This window comes from Nitrosomonas aestuarii, from assembly GCF_003046585.1.
Classification (GTDB): domain Bacteria; phylum Pseudomonadota; class Gammaproteobacteria; order Burkholderiales; family Nitrosomonadaceae; genus Nitrosomonas; species Nitrosomonas aestuarii.
Map to the genome: position 1 here is coordinate 188,761 of NZ_QAAE01000002.1, position 18,296 is coordinate 207,056.

At 38.5% G+C, this 18,296-nt stretch carries 18 protein-coding genes and 3 tRNA genes; 4 read left to right on the forward strand and 17 right to left on the reverse strand.

Translation table 11 applies throughout. The features are described from left to right. Positions 1-12: 12 nt before the first annotated feature. Complete coding sequence (locus tag C8R11_RS02530; RefSeq protein WP_107794321.1) at positions 13-303, reverse strand: PepSY domain-containing protein; 291 nt, start codon at positions 301-303, stop codon at positions 13-15. A 118-nt stretch (positions 304-421) separates the two neighbouring features. Then, the gene (locus C8R11_RS02535; RefSeq protein ID WP_107794322.1) at positions 422-847 is read right to left on the reverse strand and encodes a hypothetical protein; all 426 of its coding nucleotides are present in this window, start codon (positions 845-847) and stop codon (positions 422-424) included. A 489-nt stretch (positions 848-1,336) separates the two neighbouring features. On the opposite strand from C8R11_RS02535, the gene C8R11_RS15975 reads away from it, so the two are divergent. Next, the gene (locus C8R11_RS15975) at positions 1,337-1,513 is read left to right on the forward strand and encodes a hypothetical protein (protein WP_181258131.1); all 177 of its coding nucleotides are present in this window, start codon (positions 1,337-1,339) and stop codon (positions 1,511-1,513) included. Positions 1,514-1,900: 387 nt separating this feature from the next. On the opposite strand, the gene C8R11_RS02540 is transcribed toward C8R11_RS15975, so the two are convergent. The 3 genes from C8R11_RS02540 to gltX all read right to left on the reverse strand — a co-directional run bounded on the left by C8R11_RS02540 (position 1,901) and on the right by gltX (position 3,548). Then, positions 1,901-1,976, reverse strand: a tRNA-Glu gene (locus C8R11_RS02540). Positions 1,977-2,022: 46 nt separating this feature from the next. Next, positions 2,023-2,098, reverse strand: a tRNA-Ala gene (locus tag C8R11_RS02545). Positions 2,099-2,150: 52 nt separating this feature from the next. Next, positions 2,151-3,548, reverse strand: a complete 1,398-nt coding sequence (gene gltX, locus C8R11_RS02550) for a glutamate--tRNA ligase (protein ID WP_090696652.1) — start codon at positions 3,546-3,548, stop codon at positions 2,151-2,153. 171 nt (positions 3,549-3,719) lie between these two features. Between gltX and C8R11_RS02555 the strand changes: the two genes are divergently transcribed. The 3 genes from C8R11_RS02555 to C8R11_RS02565 all read left to right on the forward strand — a co-directional run bounded on the left by C8R11_RS02555 (position 3,720) and on the right by C8R11_RS02565 (position 5,804). Beyond that, the gene (locus C8R11_RS02555) at positions 3,720-4,538 is read left to right on the forward strand and encodes a S1 family peptidase (protein WP_107794323.1); all 819 of its coding nucleotides are present in this window, start codon (positions 3,720-3,722) and stop codon (positions 4,536-4,538) included. Positions 4,539-4,603: 65 nt separating this feature from the next. Then, on the forward strand, positions 4,604-5,092 hold the full coding sequence (locus C8R11_RS02560) for a response regulator transcription factor (RefSeq protein WP_107794324.1): 489 nt from the start codon (positions 4,604-4,606) through the stop codon (positions 5,090-5,092). Positions 5,093-5,108: 16 nt separating this feature from the next. Beyond that, on the forward strand, positions 5,109-5,804 hold the full coding sequence (locus C8R11_RS02565) for a LuxR C-terminal-related transcriptional regulator (RefSeq protein ID WP_107794325.1): 696 nt from the start codon (positions 5,109-5,111) through the stop codon (positions 5,802-5,804). Positions 5,805-5,832: 28 nt separating this feature from the next. Here C8R11_RS02565 and C8R11_RS02570 read toward each other — a convergent pair whose 3' ends face one another. The 12 genes from C8R11_RS02570 to dnaA all read right to left on the reverse strand — a co-directional run bounded on the left by C8R11_RS02570 (position 5,833) and on the right by dnaA (position 18,267). Further along, positions 5,833-6,378, reverse strand: a complete 546-nt coding sequence (locus C8R11_RS02570; RefSeq protein ID WP_107794326.1) for a CinA family protein — start codon at positions 6,376-6,378, stop codon at positions 5,833-5,835. Positions 6,379-6,569: 191 nt separating this feature from the next. Next, positions 6,570-7,115, reverse strand: coding sequence for a phosphatidylglycerophosphatase A family protein (locus tag C8R11_RS02575; RefSeq protein ID WP_107794327.1), 546 nt, complete (start codon positions 7,113-7,115; stop codon positions 6,570-6,572). Next, complete coding sequence (gene thiL, locus C8R11_RS02580; protein ID WP_107794328.1) at positions 7,096-8,067, reverse strand: thiamine-phosphate kinase; 972 nt, start codon at positions 8,065-8,067, stop codon at positions 7,096-7,098. Before thiL ends, C8R11_RS02575 begins: the two co-directional genes overlap by 20 nt. A gap of 44 nt (positions 8,068-8,111) precedes the next feature. Next, positions 8,112-8,522, reverse strand: coding sequence for a transcription antitermination factor NusB (gene nusB, locus C8R11_RS02585; RefSeq protein WP_107794435.1), 411 nt, complete (start codon positions 8,520-8,522; stop codon positions 8,112-8,114). A gap of 52 nt (positions 8,523-8,574) precedes the next feature. Beyond that, entirely contained in the window at positions 8,575-9,060 is a 486-nt protein-coding gene (gene ribH / locus C8R11_RS02590; protein ID WP_090696358.1) for a 6,7-dimethyl-8-ribityllumazine synthase, read from the reverse strand. A 71-nt stretch (positions 9,061-9,131) separates the two neighbouring features. After that, positions 9,132-10,241, reverse strand: a complete 1,110-nt coding sequence (gene ribBA / locus C8R11_RS02595; RefSeq protein ID WP_107794329.1) for a bifunctional 3,4-dihydroxy-2-butanone-4-phosphate synthase/GTP cyclohydrolase II — start codon at positions 10,239-10,241, stop codon at positions 9,132-9,134. Continuing rightward, positions 10,238-10,864: a riboflavin synthase gene (locus tag C8R11_RS02600; RefSeq protein ID WP_107794330.1), complete on the reverse strand. Its 627-nt coding sequence runs from the start codon at positions 10,862-10,864 to the stop codon at positions 10,238-10,240. Before C8R11_RS02600 ends, ribBA begins: the two co-directional genes overlap by 4 nt. Positions 10,865-10,938: 74 nt before the next feature. Continuing rightward, entirely contained in the window at positions 10,939-12,291 is a 1,353-nt protein-coding gene (gene mltF / locus C8R11_RS02605) for a membrane-bound lytic murein transglycosylase MltF (protein WP_107794331.1), read from the reverse strand. A gap of 103 nt (positions 12,292-12,394) precedes the next feature. Further along, positions 12,395-12,471: transfer RNA gene (locus C8R11_RS02610), tRNA-Arg, on the reverse strand. 631 nt (positions 12,472-13,102) lie between these two features. Beyond that, the gene (gene gyrB / locus C8R11_RS02615; protein ID WP_107794332.1) at positions 13,103-15,523 is read right to left on the reverse strand and encodes a DNA topoisomerase (ATP-hydrolyzing) subunit B; all 2,421 of its coding nucleotides are present in this window, start codon (positions 15,521-15,523) and stop codon (positions 13,103-13,105) included. Positions 15,524-15,562: 39 nt separating this feature from the next. Further along, positions 15,563-16,681 (reverse strand): DNA polymerase III subunit beta, encoded by a 1,119-nt coding sequence (gene dnaN / locus C8R11_RS02620; RefSeq protein WP_107794333.1) that lies wholly within the window; start codon positions 16,679-16,681, stop codon positions 15,563-15,565. A gap of 224 nt (positions 16,682-16,905) precedes the next feature. Next, positions 16,906-18,267, reverse strand: coding sequence for a chromosomal replication initiator protein DnaA (gene dnaA / locus C8R11_RS02625; protein WP_107794334.1), 1,362 nt, complete (start codon positions 18,265-18,267; stop codon positions 16,906-16,908). Positions 18,268-18,296 lie beyond the last annotated feature (29 nt).

The window sequence follows — 18,296 nt, forward strand, 5'->3', positions numbered from 1 at the left end:
TGTTAACCAGAATTAGTATCCTGTTTTAATTGTCCCATCTTTAGCGCTGACCATTACAACATGTATTGAACCTTGATCGCTGAGAATTTTAATGCGATAAATATCGTCGCTACGTCTGATATCCAGGACTCGGCCTTTAATATGTTGTTGTGCAATGGAAATAGCTTTTCGTTGCGAGATTTCAGCCTGCTGGCTGCCGGTTTTATAAAGATTGTCAATATGATCCTGCCAATCAGCAAGCACATTAATAGGAAGGCTTGCTATCAAGAGCATGATCAGAAAAAATTTTTGCGGTTTATTCATGAATAAGCAGCTTTATATGCCAAATTGACCGACTTTTACATTTACGAATTGCTCGTCTATTGCATTGAAACAGTGTCGGTATTGCGAAAAAAAGCCTCCACATTACCAGATCCAATTCTTAATAGCGTAACATAAAGCTTGTATTTCCGGTATTAATACCAAACGTCATATTGGATGGATAGCCATATCCCGCTACAGGCGGGCTGCTGATATAGTTGGGGCTATAGCTATACCGGGGTTGAGGATTAGAATTATGCTGGTTGTAATACGGCCTGTTGTAATAAGGTTGATTGTAGTTCCGATTGTAACCACCATAATAGGGGTCATGCCGCTTGGAATGTTTTTTGTTGTAATGTTTCTTATAATGACGTTTATTATGATGATGGTGATGCGAATGTCCAGAACCATGATTATAAAAATGATGATGAGAATGACCGTATTGATGGTGCCCCCTACCTGCTTCCACAGCAACTGGCATCGCCAAGACCAGTCCGAACAACATCATAAGCGCCAGGGTAATAGGGGTTAATGTTTTGGTTGTCATAGGGAACCTCCGTATTGTAAATAACAATTCAGACTCCTGTCTGATAACTCAACTATACGCAGACAAACATGAATACAGACTGAATAAAAGAGGTCTTTTGAAAATCAATATGCAGGTAAACGCAGAAGATAATAGTAAGCGATTTTAGTTACTCATCATAACGAAACCAGTGTGTAATGTCAGCTTAGTAAAAAATTCGCTACTAAATTAGAGCCTCCCCAAGAGGTGTAGAACTTTCTATCACTGGCCAAAAATTACCTATGATTAACATCATATGTTTTTCAATCTTTGAGTAGTAATCACATGGTAATATTTACTGCTATTTGACAAGCCTATCCGGTTACCCTTCCAGTACAATCATTGATGATAAAAAAATACCTTTATTAGAAGTGGGTCCGCGAAGTTGGACACTGAAGCGACAAAGCTAAGAAGTTATTTTCTGTATGATTATTTTTTTTTAAAAAGAGGAATACAGGAAATGAGCAAGAAATGCAGATAAAAATTGCCGATCCGAAGTTGACGCTGGATGCTGTTATCGTTTCAGCGACTAAATCCACCAATCTGCGTAATGTTTCATACGATCAAAACGGCCTCAAAACCCGCAATGTTTTTAGAGATGACGCCGAGTCGGTTTATCTGAAAAAATTGTTTGAGCGTATTGTGTAAAATACGTCGAATACATCTGTATGTAATTGTGTTCTTAAGAAGAAACAACCTTGAATGCAGTTAACAAAAGTCAACCTTTTATTCGTGCAGTATGTTTTTTCAAACAGTCGAATGACTGGATACGTTTTTCAAACCATTCACCATAGTCACGTGCGTGTGAGAAATTTTTTAGTAGTGCTAATCCATTAACACTCATTCCAAGCTGTATTCACCTACTAGCTTGGCAATTGTCCTGTATTAGCTTTTTTATCCGGATATATTGTTTTAGTTTTACGCCGGTTGATTTGACATCGGCTACATTGAAAATAAAAAAAATTTATTCCCACGTATTACGGTGCGTAATAGTAATAACAAAGAAGCTTTAAATTTTCTAAGTCTTTGATTTATTGGCGTCCCCAAGGGGATTCGAACCCCTGTTACCGCCGTGAAAGGGCGATGTCCTAGGCCTCTAGACGATGGGGACTAAGAAAATACAGTTCTAGTTACTGTAGCAGCATATTTCAAAAAACTGGTGGAGATAAGCGGGATCGAACCGCTGACCTCTTGCATGCCATGCAAGCGCTCTCCCAGCTGAGCTATACCCCCTGATCAAAGGAACAAGGATTATACTGATGCATGACACCAAAGTAAAGTAAATCTAACTATATGGAAATTTATCCATTTGAGTATGCATGCGTGTAAGCGTTTCTTCACGTCCCAGGAGTTCGAGTATTGCATCAATGGATGGTGTATGGACCTCTCCAGTGACCATTACACGCAGCGGCATGGCCACTTTTGGGAATTTCACTGCATGGCCTTTGACAACATTTTTAATTGTCAGATGGATCGATTCCCGGTTCCAATCTTCAATCTGACTTAATTTTTCCATTAGATCCACGATTAATGGCTTACTTTCCAAAGTAAAAAACTGCTCTTTTAACTCTTCGGAAGGCGCAAGCGCACGAAAAAAGAATACAGCCGCATCTGCCAATTCTTCTATTGTATTAACTCTTTCTTTCAGCAAATCAATGACTTTAAGTAAATCAGGACCTCTTTGAACGTCACAGTCATCTTTTCTAAGGAAAGGTACGACCAGTTCAGCCAGCCGGCTATTGTCGGTTTTTTTCAGATATTGCTGATTTAGCCAATGCAGCTTTTCGGGGTTAAATTTTGCCGGAGAGCGGCTGATTGAAGATAAATCAAACCATTCCACCAACTGTTGACGATTGAAAATTTCTTCATCACCGTGCGACCACCCTAATCGTGCTAGATAATTAATCAAAGCTTCTGGCAAATAACCATCATCACGATACTGCATCACCGACACTGCACCATGTCGTTTGGACAAGCGCTCACCATTTGCACCGAGTATCATGGGTACATGTGCATATTCGGGTAATGGCGCCCCTAATGCTTTAAGTATGTTAATTTGTCGTGGCGTGTTATTAACATGATCATCACCGCGAATAACATGTGTGATATTCATATCAAGATCATCTAAAACAACACTAAAATTATATGTGGGAACACCATCGCTCCGAATCAATACCAGATCATCAAGCTCATTATTGGCAACCGTAATTTTTCCCTTAATCAAATCGGTAAAAGTTGCATAACCTCCCAGTGGATTTTTAAACCGTATCACCGGCTTCACATTTGCTGGAGGAGATTGATTAGAGTCGCGCCAACGGCCATCATACCTGGGTTTCAAGCCCGCAGCCAATTGCTGTTCCCGCATTTCATCCAATTCTTCTTTACTAGCATAGCAATAATATGCCAGATCATTTTGTAACAATTGTTGTGCAACTTCCTGATAACGTTGCAAACGCTCCATCTGATAGAATGGGCCTTCATCATAATCCAGTCCCAGCCATTCCATGCCATCATGAATAGCGCTTATGGATTCTTTGGTCGAACGCTCAAGATCAGTATCTTCTATACGCAGTATAAATTGCCCGCCATGTTTGCGTGCATACGCCCAGGAAAACAATGCAGTGCGTGCGCCGCCAATATGGAGGTAGCCGGTAGGACTGGGAGCAAATCGAGTACGTACAATCATAATTAATTATAAATTAATGTGGGTTTAACTATCTATTCAACGAAATTAAACTATATTAAGGCCGTATACTAAGCATTCTACAATTATCGCTACTTAAATATGTATTCTTTATTTTAATTTCCTGAGCTGCCAGGTCTTGTGTGAAAACGGGAAAAACATTTTTTAATTATGATTAAATTATCATCTATCTTACCTAGCAAGCATCTATATTTTACTTTTGGTCGGAAAACAAAATACTTTTTTACGGGCATTAGTATTTGCATTTTATCATCCGTTAGCTACGCGCAACTAGAAGAAACCATTGTCAAGGTAAAGCCATCGATTGTTGGTATTGGAACATATCAAAAAACGAAGTCACCGGCACTTACATTTACGGGCACAGGCTTTGTAGTCGGTGATGGATTGCATGTTGTCACCAACGCACATGTTATTCCGGAAACGCTGAATTTTGGAAAAATGGAAAAATATGTTGTGATCACAGGGCAGGATAGTAAACCTGAACTCAGAGATGCAACCATTATTTCCATAAAAAAAGAATATGATCTTGCTTTGTTAAAAATCAATGGGACCGCACTACCTGTGTTAAAGCTTGGAAAGTCGGAAACGGTCAGGGAAGGAAAACGAGTGGCTTATACCGGTTTTCCCATCGGCATGGTTCTCGGTTTTTATCCTGTCACGCACCAAGCAATTATTTCCTCCATTACACCTATTATAAGGCCTGCACATAACGCGACACAATTGAATGCAAGGCTGATCAGGCAACTCCAGTCGCCATTCATGGTGTTTCAGCTTGATGGCGTGGCATATCCGGGTAATAGCGGCAGTCCCCTCTACGACCCTGACACGGGATTAGTCTACGGTGTTATTAACATGGTATATGTCAAAGGTAAAAAGGAATCCGCCCTATCTGCACCAAGTGGGATCAGTTATGCAATACCAGGCAAACATATCGTAAATTTATTAAATGAAATTAATTTCAAGAATTAGTCACACCATCTCGTACAGATGAGATAAATTGCTGATAAAAATTGAAAGCAAAAGGAAAAATGCGAATGATTACAGTAGCTGTAGCAGAAAATGATCAGAACAAACGTAATCATTTAGAGCAATACCTGCGCCGGAACGACCAAACTATAGAAATATTATCTGATAAAAATTCCTTTCGTAACACAAAACTAGAAAGACGACTTAAGTCTCGTGACAATCTGTCGTTAAATGCAAATATTGTTGCAAGAACTAAACGGTTAAAGCCCCGAATCCTTTTTTTGAACACTCATCAGTTAAAAAAAGAATCCTTTGACTTGCTTGATGCACTTAATAACCATTGTCCTGATACGTTACCTGTTGTTTTGGTCAAAGAAGAAGCTGATGACAATCATGTTCTAAAAGCACTCGAAAAAGGAGCACGCGGTGTAGTCAACTATATCGCACCGTCCTTTAGTGTTTCAAAAATTATTCGTACAGTTGCTAAAGGAGAACCATGGGTTTCACGCAAAATTCTTGCAAAGATGATGAAAAAAATAATTTTTACTTCACATTAAATTGATTTAGAAACTTATGTTAATTCTACTTGCCAGCTCAAATACAGAATTGCTTGCACGATGGGAAGAAAGTGTTTTTGGCTTATCATCTCCTTGTATAATTAATAATTCCAAAAATTTTAAAGATCGGCTACCAAAGGCAAACCCAGATATACTTTTGCTTGATTATAAGTTTTTAGGACTTAATCTTCAAAAAGATATCTTGGATATCACCAACTTAATTCCTAAAATAAAAATAATTATTTTCAGCCCGGCAATTGCCGACAATGAAGAATGGACATTATTCAAATGTGGCGTTAAAGGTTGTTGCCACTATGATATGAATCCAGAACAAATTAATTATACAATCAATGCCATTCAGAAGGGTGAATTGTGGATACGCCGTTCGCTGACTAGCTATATGCTACAGGAGCTTGTCGAAGTTTCTTTGGAAAAAGACAGGATTGAAAACGCAATCCATGATTTGTTAACAAATCTGACTAAACGAGAATACGAAATTGCAACGTTTGTTGGACGCGGTGAAAGCAATAAAAAAATTGCAAATCGATTAGATATTACAGAACGCACTGTCAAAGCGCATTTAACTGAAATTTTTCGCAAGCTACAGATTACAGATCGTATTAAACTGGCATTGATGATGAAAGACACTATTTCTGCACTCAAACCATCACAAGCAAGTCATACGTATCATGATCCTTCGTATTTTGTATAAGAGCAAAGATTTGTATATTGACTCAGCTTCAGACAACCACAACAGAAATTTCATCCAAGAGGTCTAATAATCCTTGCAATGCTTTGGCCACTGACTGTTGTCGCACCGATTCACGATCACCTTCAAAATGACATGTTTCACTTTTTGATAGTCCTCCTTTTACCGCCCAGGCAAAACAGACAGTACCAATAGGTTTAACTTTGTTTCCACCAGTAGGGCCGGCAATTCCAGTGATGGCTACACTGATATGAGCTGGACTATTGTTTTGCGCACCGAATGCCATTTCTTGTGCAATTACCTCAGAAACGGCACCATATTTGTTGAGTGCAGTCATACTGACACCCAACATTTCATGTTTAGAAAGATCGCTATAAGTAATAAAACCACGTTCATACCAAACAGAGCTACCAGCAATTGCCGTGATAATCTGTCCCAACCACCCGCCTGTGCAAGATTCTGCGCTAACCATCAATAAACCATGTTGCCGAAGACGTTCTCCAACTTTAGTTGCTAAGTATAAGATTCTTTGCCCATTATCAACATTGTCAAAACCTCCAACTTTTCCAGTGTCCATATAAAATAGTCAGTATCTTATTAAAATCATCCTGATTACATCATAATAATCTGAGTGATGATATGTAACGATCACAGAATGTGACATCACAATGTGCAACTCAGAAGAAAGGCAGTTTTTGTCAAGAGACCTAACGTGACCAATGGAGTTAAATAGTTAACTAGGCTTATTATTACTCAGTTGATGAAGTACTAAAGCAATACCCAAGCCTTCCAACCCGACAAGCAAAGTAAAGTAAAAAATGCTGCGATCAAATCGTCGAACATGACACCAAAGCCATTTTTCAAACGTTGGTCATAATATCGGATAGGCTGTGGTTTGATAATATCAAACAATCGAAACAGGAAAAAAGCTACAAGCTGCCAAAACCAACCCGCTGGTGTAAAATACAACACCAGCAAAAACGCAACAGTTTCATCCCATACAATACCACCATGATCAGATTCACCCAGTGCTTTTCCAGTTACCCCACATGCCCATATGCCCAGAATAAAGAAAATGTCAATCAATAACAATAAATGAATTGGATCAAGATAATGATCCAATACCCAAAATAATGGAAATGCGATAAGTGTCCCGACAGTACCAGGTGCTTTAGCGCTCAGTCCAAAACCACCTGAAAAAGCTATAAAATAGGCAGGATGCTTACAAACGAAAACAATATCCGGTTGCGAGACGGATAATCCAAAATCCTTATTATTGGAAGGGTAATCAGTTTTAGGAAGCAAAGTGGTCATATCCTCTCTTCTCCACGGTTATTTCCCTACCTTCGGCATCCATTACAAGTAAACCTTCTCCTTGCGTAATTTCTCCAATCATAGTTAAAGGAATTTTTAATTTTTGTGCAATACTTTCAATAGAATTGCGATTATTTTTTGGAGCAGTAAAACACAATTCATAATCATCGCCACCCGCAAGAAGACACTGAACAGCTAGAGACGAAGGTAAAAATCGTTTCAAAACTTCAGAACATGGCACAGCTTCCAACTGTATTATAGCCGCACTTCTTGATGAAACTAAAATATGCCCCAAGTCTGCCATTAACCCATCTGAAATGTCGATTGCACTATGTGCCAGACCAGTCAAAAGTTGTCCCAATTCGATGCGTGCTATCGGCATATGCAATGCTGACATGCAAAGCTCCGCTTCTTTATCAGTCAGTTTTATTTTTTGCAGTTCAAATTTTAATGCTAAAGCGGCATCACCCAAACATCCGGATACCCAGATATCGTCACCCGATTTTGCACCATCGCGACGCAATGACTGACCTTTTTCAATTTCTCCGATAATTTGTACACCAATATTAAGTGGTCCGGAAGTAGTATCACCTCCAATGAGTGCAACATGATGCATTCGCGCCAGTTCATGAAAACCTCGAGCAAACTCGCTCAACCATACCTCATTATATTCGATTAATTTTTTGGGTAATGTCAATGAAAGAGTTACCCATCGAGGCCTGGCTCCCATAGCGGCCATATCCGATAAATTGACAGAAATGGCTTTATAACCCAGCTTATAAGGATCTACATCTTCAAAAAAATGCTGTCCTGAAACCAAGGTATCTGTGGAAATTGCCAATTCCATTTTGGCTGTCGGCGCTATTATTGCTGCATCATCTCCGATACCCAGTATTGTATCGTTGGTCGGCCGCTTAAAATAACGCTGGATAATCTCAAATTCCGAAGACACGATTTGAAAATAGGCTTACCAAAATAACAGACTTTGGTTTACCATTAAGTTTGTGCCGAAGTTTCAACCGCACGTAATTTCAGCGCAAGTTTGTCTAAAACACCATTAACATACTTATAGCCATCACTGCCTCCATATGTTCTAGCCAGTTCTATCGCCTCGTTTATGATTGCTCGATAAGGTACTTCTAAAAAATGGATTAATTCATATGTACTTAATAGTAGTATAGCAAACTCTACCGGGCTCAATTCCTTTAGGGATCTGTCGAGAAAAGGCTGTATGGTCGCTTCCAGTGTGCTCACATCACTGAGTACGCCTTTAAACAGAATTGAAAAATATTTTTCATCAGAACGATAAAATTCTTTTGTCTCAATTAGTTGAGCCTCAATAAAATTGATTGTACCACCCGCCACGCGCCACTGATAAATACCCTGTAAAGCAAGTTCCCGTGCCATCCGCCGGCGGCTTTTTGGTTTTGTGATTTTATTTTTTGCTGTTACTTGTATATCAGTCAACACTATATTCTTCCAGCTTAATCAGTAAATTTCCCATTTCCACAGCAGCTCTGGCTACATCTGAACCTTTTTGACTCATACGCTCAAGCGCCTGATCTTCAGTATCAGTTGTTAAGATACCATTCATAACAGGAATCTCCGTTTCCAACTGTACTTGTGTTATTCCACGCGCTGATTCATTGGCCACTACCTCAAAATGATATGTATCGCCACGAATAACAGCACCCAAAGCTATAAGCACATCAAATTGATTGGAATATGCCATTTTTAATAACGTTGCAGGTATTTCCAATGCCCCAGGGACAGTTATCAGCAAAATATCCGGATCCTGTACGTTATACTCTTTTAATCTCTCTGTACACGTACCTAAAAGCCCTTCCCCTATATCAATATTAAAACGACTCAATACGATACCAACCCGCAGCCCATCTCCATTGAGGTCTGGCTCAAATTCTAGAATATCGTCATAGTACGCCATTTTTTCTCCCGTTTATATTCACAATTCAATTATTTAATGACTGATGCCGCATTCCAAACAAAATTTGAGAATTACGACCTGTTATGATCAGATGCATCTACATAACTGGTCACTTCTAAACCGAATCCTGTCATGCTAGGCATTTTCCTTGGCGTTGCTAATAACCGCATTTTTCCAACATTTAAATCCCTCAGTATTTGCGCGCCGATACCATGATCTCTTAAATCCGATTTATTTCGGCCAGAAAAATCGGATTCATGCAATTGAACACGCTCAATCAGCTTATCAGAATTTTCTTTCCCATGTAAAAGGACAATGACTCCACTCCCAGCTTCAGCAACCATGCGCATAGCTTCATGAATATTCCAAGAATGTGTATCGTCATGAACATCCAGCAAATCAATGACAGACACAGGCTCATGCACGCGCACTAATGTCTCGCTATCAGGTTTTATTTCTCCCTTGGTTAAAGCAAGATGAACTGTGTCAGCTGTTTCATCACGATATGCAACGAGAAAAAAATTTCCATGTATTGTTTGAATTGCACGTTCTGCTACGCGCGTTATCAGACTTTCGGTCAAGCTTCGATAATGAATTAAATCTGCAATGGTACCAATTTTAAGCCGATGCTTTTCAGCAAATGCCATCAGATCAGGTAATCTTGCCATGCTGCCGTCTTCTTTCAGTATTTCACAAATAACGGATGCTGCTGTCAGACCGGCCATACTGGCCAAATCACAGCCAGCTTCCGTATGGCCTGCGCGAACCAGTACACCTCCTTTTTGCGCCATTAATGGGAAAATATGCCCAGGTTGCACAATATCTTCCGCTTTAGCATCCGCTTTAACAGCGGCTTTTATCGTACTTGCACGATCTGCTGCTGAAATACCCGTAGTAACACCGCTAGCTGCTTCAATAGATAATGTAAAATTAGTTCCAAGCGGAGAGCGGTTTGCAGTGACCATCAAAGGCAAATTTAATTGGTGACAACGTGCTTCCGTCAGCGTTAAGCATATGAGGCCTCTACCATGGGTTGCCATAAAATTAATGGCTTCAGGCGTAACAAAATCAGCAGCTAGAATCAAATCGCCTTCATTCTCCCGATCCTCTTCATCAACGAGAATAACCATTCTGCCAGTTTTTAAATCAGCAATAATGTCCTGTATGGTGCTGATTGTCATTTTTCCAATTTTCCTGATATAACCAATAGGTTTTCTACATAACGTGCCAACATATCTGTTTCCAAATTGACAAGCATACCTGGTTTTAACTCACTTAAAGTTGTCATAGACAAGGTGTGCGGAATTAGATTCATCGAAAATTCACCTTTCTCAATCTGATTAATAGTAAGGCTTACGCCATTAACTGTAATTGATCCTTTAAGCGTAATGTAGCGTAACAGCTGCCTGGGTGAGGAAATTGTCAATGTAAAATTTTCGCCATTTTCTCTCGATGGTTTAAACTTAACCACTTTCCCAGTCGCATCAACATGCCCGCTGACAAGATGACCGCCCAGCCGATCAGACAAACGCATGGCCTTCTCGAGATTGACCAACTGACCGGATTTATCCAAACCCCAAGTACATTGAAGCGTTTCTGGAGACACATCGACTGTAAATAACGTATCAGGTTTCGCCGTTACAGTCAGACAAACACCATTTACAGCAATACTATCTCCAATTGAAACATCGCTCATATCTAGAGAACCTGGAGAAATACTCAGGCATAACCCATTGTCAAAACAATTTGTTAGAGGATTGACCTGCGTTATTGTGCCAGTTGCCTGAATAATTCCTGTAAACATAAATTCCTTTATCTATAAAGATACAACTTGCACGAATCCATCTTATATTAAATAGAGCAAATCTCTTAAACAACTTAAGAATCTTCACCGGCAACGTTTTTCAGAATTTCATAATAAGCACGTACCGAATTTGTCAAAGTTACTGCTTCATCACCGCGCGCATGACCATATTGTATGGTATTGGAATAATGTTCTTTGTTCAGCAATGGCAACGTTTTTTTCAAATCTATCCATAAATCCGGATTTAAATTGAAACGCTTCGCCAATGCTCGTGCATCAATTATCCGACCATAACCCTGATTATATGCAGCTAAAGCCATCCAGGTTCTGTCAGGCTCTAGAACACTTTCTGGAAGCTTATCTTTTAGTAGTTTTAAATAACGCGCACCAGCAACTATATTCTGACGTGATTCCGTAGGGTTTTTAACTTTCATTCGCCTTGCGGTCTCTCGTGTCAGCATCATCATTCCACGCACACCGGTAGGCGATTTTGCCTGTGGATTCCAATGTGATTCCTGATACGCTAAAGCAGCCAACAAGCGCCAGTCTATGTCAGTTAAACGCTCTGCTTGTAAAAAATAGCTTTTCAAGCCGGGCAATTTTGATTGAATTTTTTTTTTAAAAAAATATATATCACCCGGACTTAGTTGATGATACTGTCCATTGTAGCTATCTAACAATTGCCCCAATACGCCTTCGTGCATAATACGCTCAAAAAACATATTCACTTTGTCAAGCAATAATTTTTCTGTAAATTTAGGAAAAATCCATCGACTGACAGACGAATCTAATTCAAAAGCACCTTTTACTCGAGGATAAAAGTGATTTGCTTTTTTAATATGCAGGGAATCAGCCACTGTATAAGCGATATCGCCTCTATCCAGTTTAGCCAGTAATGCTTCACTCGAAAGTGTCACAGCAGACCATGACAGTTCAGGAATTTCTAATTTAATTTTTTGCAATTGCTTTTCATGTGTTGAACCGTTGGGAACTTCAATCTGTTTTCCAATAAGTTTTTGAATATCCTGAGGTTCAGCGTTTTTAGCATTAAAAGCAATCTGATGATGGGTATGTAAATAAACCGGACCTAAGACAAAACGAGATGCTTGCTCTTCTGGAATATCCAGGCCAATGGCAAAATGAGCCTGATGTTTCTGCAATGCAGTTAAAGCAGATTCAACCTCAGACTTCACTACAAAACGAATCTCTAAGCCGATCTCAGCTGCAAATTCATGTACTAAATCATAGGTTATACCAGAAAAGTTACCTTCATCATCAATGTAAAAATTATCTGTATATTCTACCGTTATCACCACCAGTTCATTAGTCATTGAAAATGGTGAAACGGGTTTTTCAAAAGAATTACATCCCGTGAGCCCGAGTCCGCAAAAACTAAAAATAAGAATTCTTATTATTGTTGAATGCATAATCCATTAAACCACTCTCTTCGCACAAAATAATCTAGGAAAAATAATAGATAGATTGGTTTAACCGATTTAGTCAAGCGTTGATGTTAGCAAAAGACAAAATTGGCGCGCCCAACACGATTCGAACGTGTGACCCCCGCCTTCGGAGGGCGGTACTCTATCCATCTGAGCTATGGGCGCCAATACAGTAAAAAGAGTAAAACGGCGACAGCATAACCTCTTTTATAAAACTCGTCCAACATGTATCGATTTCTTATACGACAAGTCTGTTTCAATCTACACTGAAAGATGAAAAAAAATCAACACAACCTATCTATAACATCACTATACTTTTTATCCAGTCTTCTGCATCTAATTTTGAAAAGTAATCCTACAATAGGAATGATCGATATGATATGAAGTTTATTACAGCCAATTATTGGCCCCATTGTTATCGATAGGATCTCTGCCTCCTCGCGCCAAAGCCTAAAGAAGAATTCGCGCAATATCTCAATATCTTTTAATACGAATACGGTAACTCAGGTTTCCATTGCACAGACTAAAATAATTAAAATAGAGCAGGTAAAGCAACGTATTTGTTACTGGCTGGAGACCTTTTATCGGCTGAGTATGGAGGAATTGCGCACTTTCGAAAATATTAAAGGTGTTTCACGTGAAATGAATCCGTCTTTAGAAAAATAAAATTATAAAATAGCACAAATCAATGAAAGTTTTAGTTTTGATAAACATACCGGTTTAATCATACTACTGTCACAATGAGTAAATCGGTATGTCATACTTGAAAAGTATAAATTTACGTTAAATAACGTTATTAAACATCTATATTAGTCGCTCTAAGCGCATTTTTCTCAATAAAAGCTCTACGTGGCTCAACCACATCGCCCATCAATGTTGTAAAGATTTCATCAGTCAAAATACTGTCTTCAATCTGAGCGCGCAGCAACCTTCTATTTGAAGGATCCATTGTCGTTTCCCACAATTGAGCGGGATTCATTTCACCAAGTCCCTTATATCTCTGGATATTGAGTCCCTTTTTCGCTTCTTCAAGTAACCACTCAAGTGCTTGCTTAAAATGAGTGACAGGCTGTTTTTTATCACCACGTTTGATATAAGCACCTTTTTTTATTAAACCGTCGAAAATCTGATACGTCTTTTTAATTTGAGCATAATCGCCACTGTGCAAAAAATCCTGATCCAAATAACTGACATGTATATTTCCATGGGACAAACGTTCTATTCTCAAACGAAAACGTTCATTCATTTCATCGTATTCCGCCGTTATTGCAGTATTCTGAACTTGTGATTCGAGTTTTTCCGCACTGATTGTCGCATTATTATCATTGCTTAGATCAATTTCCGGCTGGTGTAATAATGCATACATGACAGCGTTATCCGTCACTCGGCTCATACGTTCTATTACCGCTTCAGCCAACAAATATTCAGTCGCTATTTTTTCCAGCGTCTCACCCGTTAACGGCTGCTTGATTTCTTCAGTATATAGTTGTGCATCGGATAAAGCCAACCCCAGAATATACTGTTTCAGTTCATAGTCGTCCTTGACATAACGTTCTTTTTTTCCATATTTAATCTTATAAAGCGGTGGTTGCGCTATATAAATATGGCCACGTTCGATAAGCTCGGGCATTTGACGATAAAAAAATGTCAACAACAAGGTGCGAATATGCGAACCGTCAACGTCCGCATCTGTCATGATAATGATCCGATGGTAGCGCAATTTGTCTGGATTATATTCGTCTTTGCCGATTCCTGTGCCAAGCGCCGTTATCAAAGAAATAATCTCCTGAGAAGAAATCAGTTTATCAAAACGTGATTTTTCAACATTTAGAATCTTGCCCTTGAGCGGCATTATTGCCTGAAACTTACGATCACGGCCTTGCTTTGCTGAACCACCCGCTGAATCACCCTCAACCAGATAGATTTCGCATAACTCAGGGTTTTTTTCCTGACAGTCAGCCAATTTCCCGGGTAATCCCATGCTATCGAGCACACCTTTACGACGTGTCAATTCTCGCGCTTTACGCGCTGCTTCACGTGCTCGAGCCGCTTCCAAAATTTTATTGCAAATTGTTTTTGCATCTATTGGATTTTCCAGCAGAAAATCTGACAGCTTTTGAGAAACAATTTCTTCGACGACCGGCCTTACCTCGGAAGAAACCAGTTTTTCCTTTGTCTGGGAAGAAAATTTGGGTTCAAATAATTTGACAGAAAGCACACAGGATAAACCTTCGCGCATGTCGTCACCAGCTGTATCTACTTTAGCTTTTTTAGCCAATTCATTTTTTTCGATATAGTTATTAAGTGTACGTGTCATGGCTGCACGCAAACCTGTTAAATGTGCACCACCATCTTTCTGTGGAATGTTATTGGTAAAGCATAAAACCTGTTCACTATAACTATCGCTCCATTGCATGGCCACTTCTACGGAAATATCGTCTTTCAAACCTGCACTATAAAAAATGTTGGGGTGTAACACAGATTTGGTCCGATTAATGTATTCTACAAAATTCTTAATACCTCCGGTAAAGGCAAACTTTTCTTCCTTACCTTGACGCTGATCAATCAGATGAATTTTTATTCCGTTGTTGAGAAAGGAGAGTTCCCGTAATCGTTTGGCAAAAATATCATAGTGATATTCAATATTTCCGAATATTTCCTTACTGGCTAAAAAATGAACTTCGGTACCATGTCTTTCAGCATTACCAACAACAGCGAGTGGCTTAACGGGGACGCCCAGTCGAAATTCCATTTCATGGATTTTTCCTTCACGACGAATAGTAAGATGTAACCACTCAGATAAAGCATTTACCACGGATACACCAACACCATGTAGTCCGCCGGAAACTTTATAGGAATTATCGTCAAATTTTCCGCCGGCATGTAATTCTGTCATCACAATTTCTGCTGCAGAACGCTTTTGTTCATCATCCTGTTTTATTCCCGTTGGAATACCTCTGCCATTGTCATGTACGCTAACTGAATTATCTGGGTGTAGGATTACGGTAATTTCATCACAGTGCCCAGCCAGGGCTTCATCAATAGCATTATCAACAACTTCAAAAACCATGTGATGCAAACCTGTACCATCGCTGGTATCACCAATATACATACCAGGACGTTTGCGAACAGCATCAAGTCCTTTCAGGATTTTGATGCTATCGGAACCGTAACTATTCTTATCTTCAACTGGCGAACTGTCTTTTTCTTTATTCATGAATAAGGTACTTTTAAAAAATATATCAATAGTAGAGATTTAAATTTTCATGGGCATGATGACATATTTAAAATCTTCCTTGCCGGGGATTGTAATCAGTACACTACCCGATGCTTTAACCAATGAAAAACGAAATGTATCCACTAGTATATTATTTAGAAAATCGAATAGATACGTAATGTTTAAACTGAAATCAATTGTGTCATCATCATATTGTATGGCAATTTCGTCCGTTGCCTCTTCTTGTTCGTTATTTTTACAGATAATTCCGAGTTTTTCTTTACTGATAATCAGGCGGACGCCTCTTAATAATTCATTTGGATTGGAAAGAATTGATACACGCTGCAGTGCATGCAGGAAAGTTAAGCGATCCAGATCAAAAAATATATCGCTTTGATCGGGGATGGCACGGCTATAGTTAGGATATTTTCCATCAATAACTCTGGATATAAGTACAATATTTGAAAAAGAGAATCTGATTCTTTTCGCAAAAATTTCTATATTGATGGGTTCTTCATTATCTTTTAAAAGTTTTCCTAATTCGATAATAGTTTTGCGTGGCAGTATAACTTCATAATTCATATTAGCCGGTTGAATCGTTGTTAATGCAAGTGCTAATCGGTGCGTGTCTGTACCTACGGTTTTTAATTCATCATTTTCTATTGCTAATAAAACACCGTTTAGAAAATAACGTATATCTTGTTCTGCGATTGCATATTGAACATTGTTTAAAAGATTTTTAAAGGTGTTTTGCTGTAACGTAATTGCTGCTATTAATTCATTATCTTCTGTCGTGATAATAGGAAAGTCTTCGGGTGGTAAAATTTGTAAGTTAAACAGACTTTTTCCTGATTTAATCTGGAGTTTTTCATCTTTTCTGATTAAAGAAACTTCAGCATCAACGTCCAAAGAACGGAGAATGTCCTGCATTTTTTTTGCAGAAACTGTCAGAGAAAAATTTTGTTCCTGGTTATTGTTCAATTTAGAAATCGCTTTTATCTGCATTTCCATATCTGATGTCAGAAAGTAAATTACCTCATCGTTTTTCTGTATCAATACATTGGATAAAATGGGAGATGTTTGTCGCTTTTCTACAATACCTGTAACCATTTGTAACGGTTTGAGTAAAGAGTCACGCTTTGTTTTAATTAATAGCATTTATATATATATTTAGTAATAACTAATAAGCGTTTGTAATTTTTTGTATAATTTTATTTTTAGTTTAAAAATCAATTATATAGTATAAAAAAATAAACTGTATAAAAACAGAATTTTACTTGGATTGTTTGTGGATAAAATAAAAGAATGTTTTTATTTATTCTTTATTCACAGGTTATTAAAAAGTTATTAAGCGAAAATAACTCATCACTTTTATTTAGTTATCAACCACGCAAAATATGTATTAAAGCAGTATAGTCTCGATTAATAGCTGGGTCGGATGCACGTAATTCATTTATTTTACGATGACCATGCAGAACTGTTGTATGATCCCTGCCTCCAAAAGCTTCGCCAATATCGGGCAGACTGAGCGTTGTCAATTCTTTGGCGATAGCCATTGCCATTTGTCTGGGTCTTGCGATTACACGAGATCTTTTTTTTGAATACATTTCAGATACTTTTATTTTGTAGTAATCAGCTACTGTTTTTTGAATGTTTTCAATCGATATTTGCCGGTTTTGTACAGCAAGAAGATCTTTTAATGCTTCTTTGGTAATTTCAAGCGTGATATCCTGTTTGATAAAACGTGAGAAAGCCAATACACGTTTCAATGCACCTTCTAATTCACGAACATTCGAACGAATATGTTTTGCAATAAAAAATGCAACATGTTCATCCAGCGTTATTTTCTCCTGTTCCGCTTTTTTAATAAGAATGGCGACACGCATTTCCAGTTCAGGTGGTTCGATGGCAACGGTCAGGCCCCACCCAAAGCGTGAAACCAGACGTTCTTCAAGACCTGAGATTTCTTTTGGATAGGAATCGCAAGTAATAATGACTTGTTTGTGCGCTTCAATCAGCGCATTAAACGCATAGAAAAATTCTTCTTGGGTGCGGTTCTTACCGCCAAAAAACTGCACATCGTCGACGAGTAAAAGATCGAGTGAATGATAATAAACCTTGAATTGATCAAATGATTTATGTTGATAAGCATTGACAACATCAGAAACATATTTTTCAGCATGAACATACCGTATTTTTGCTTGTTGATTGTTGTCATGAACTAAATTTCCAATCGCTTGGATAAGATGTGTTTTACCTAAACCAACACCGCCATAGATAAATAGCGGATTGTAAGCTGTTCCGGGTGATTCGGCGACCTGTATGGCGCCTGCGCGTGCGAGTTGATTGGCTTTCCCCGTGACAAAACTATCAAATGTAAAATTTGAATTGAGCTGACTAGAAGTTTTTTTATTTTGTTTTGATTGTTGAGAAGGTGTGGAAGCAATAACTTTTTTAACCGTTTTGGTATGGTTTGGAATTTTTGTCTGATCAGCTATTTTGAGATGAAACTGGATTTCTCTGGCAAAATGTTCTTCCGCCATGCTTTTGATGTGAGAAATAAAATTGTCCTGTACCCATTGCAGGACAAACCTGTTAGGTGCAATCAGGATTACTTCTGTTTCATTATCCTGATTGATTCCTTCTAATTCCAGCGGCTTGATCCAGGTATTGAACTGTTGTGCATTTAATTCATTTCTAAAGTGTTCAAGACAAGATAACCAGAAAGTATTAAATGCCTGCATGATTCAACTATTATCAGTATTAATCGGTT

Bases quoted from the DNA above. Each gene is read 5' to 3' on its own strand.
- C8R11_RS02530 (WP_107794321.1), bottom strand. From the start codon at position 303: ATGAATAAACCGCAAAAATTTTTTCTGATCATGCTCTTGATAGCAAGC.
- C8R11_RS02535 (WP_107794322.1), bottom strand. From the start codon at position 847: ATGACAACCAAAACATTAACCCCTATTACCCTGGCGCTTATGATGTTG.
- C8R11_RS15975 (WP_181258131.1), top strand. From the start codon at position 1,337: ATGCAGATAAAAATTGCCGATCCGAAGTTGACGCTGGATGCTGTTATC.
- C8R11_RS02555 (WP_107794323.1), top strand. From the start codon at position 3,720: ATGATTAAATTATCATCTATCTTACCTAGCAAGCATCTATATTTTACT.
- C8R11_RS02560 (WP_107794324.1), top strand. From the start codon at position 4,604: ATGATTACAGTAGCTGTAGCAGAAAATGATCAGAACAAACGTAATCAT.
- C8R11_RS02565 (WP_107794325.1), top strand. From the start codon at position 5,109: ATGTTAATTCTACTTGCCAGCTCAAATACAGAATTGCTTGCACGATGG.
- C8R11_RS02570 (WP_107794326.1), bottom strand. From the start codon at position 6,378: ATGGACACTGGAAAAGTTGGAGGTTTTGACAATGTTGATAATGGGCAA.
- C8R11_RS02575 (WP_107794327.1), bottom strand. From the start codon at position 7,115: ATGACCACTTTGCTTCCTAAAACTGATTACCCTTCCAATAATAAGGAT.
- nusB (WP_107794435.1), bottom strand. From the start codon at position 8,522: ATGGCACGGGAACTTGCTTTACAGGGTATTTATCAGTGGCGCGTGGCG.
- ribH (WP_090696358.1), bottom strand. From the start codon at position 9,060: ATGGCGTACTATGACGATATTCTAGAATTTGAGCCAGACCTCAATGGA.
- ribBA (WP_107794329.1), bottom strand. From the start codon at position 10,241: ATGACAATCAGCACCATACAGGACATTATTGCTGATTTAAAAACTGGC.
- C8R11_RS02600 (WP_107794330.1), bottom strand. From the start codon at position 10,864: ATGTTTACAGGAATTATTCAGGCAACTGGCACAATAACGCAGGTCAAT.
- mltF (WP_107794331.1), bottom strand. From the start codon at position 12,291: ATGCATTCAACAATAATAAGAATTCTTATTTTTAGTTTTTGCGGACTC.
- gyrB (WP_107794332.1), bottom strand. From the start codon at position 15,523: ATGAATAAAGAAAAAGACAGTTCGCCAGTTGAAGATAAGAATAGTTAC.
- dnaN (WP_107794333.1), bottom strand. From the start codon at position 16,681: ATGCTATTAATTAAAACAAAGCGTGACTCTTTACTCAAACCGTTACAA.
- dnaA (WP_107794334.1), bottom strand. From the start codon at position 18,267: ATGCAGGCATTTAATACTTTCTGGTTATCTTGTCTTGAACACTTTAGA.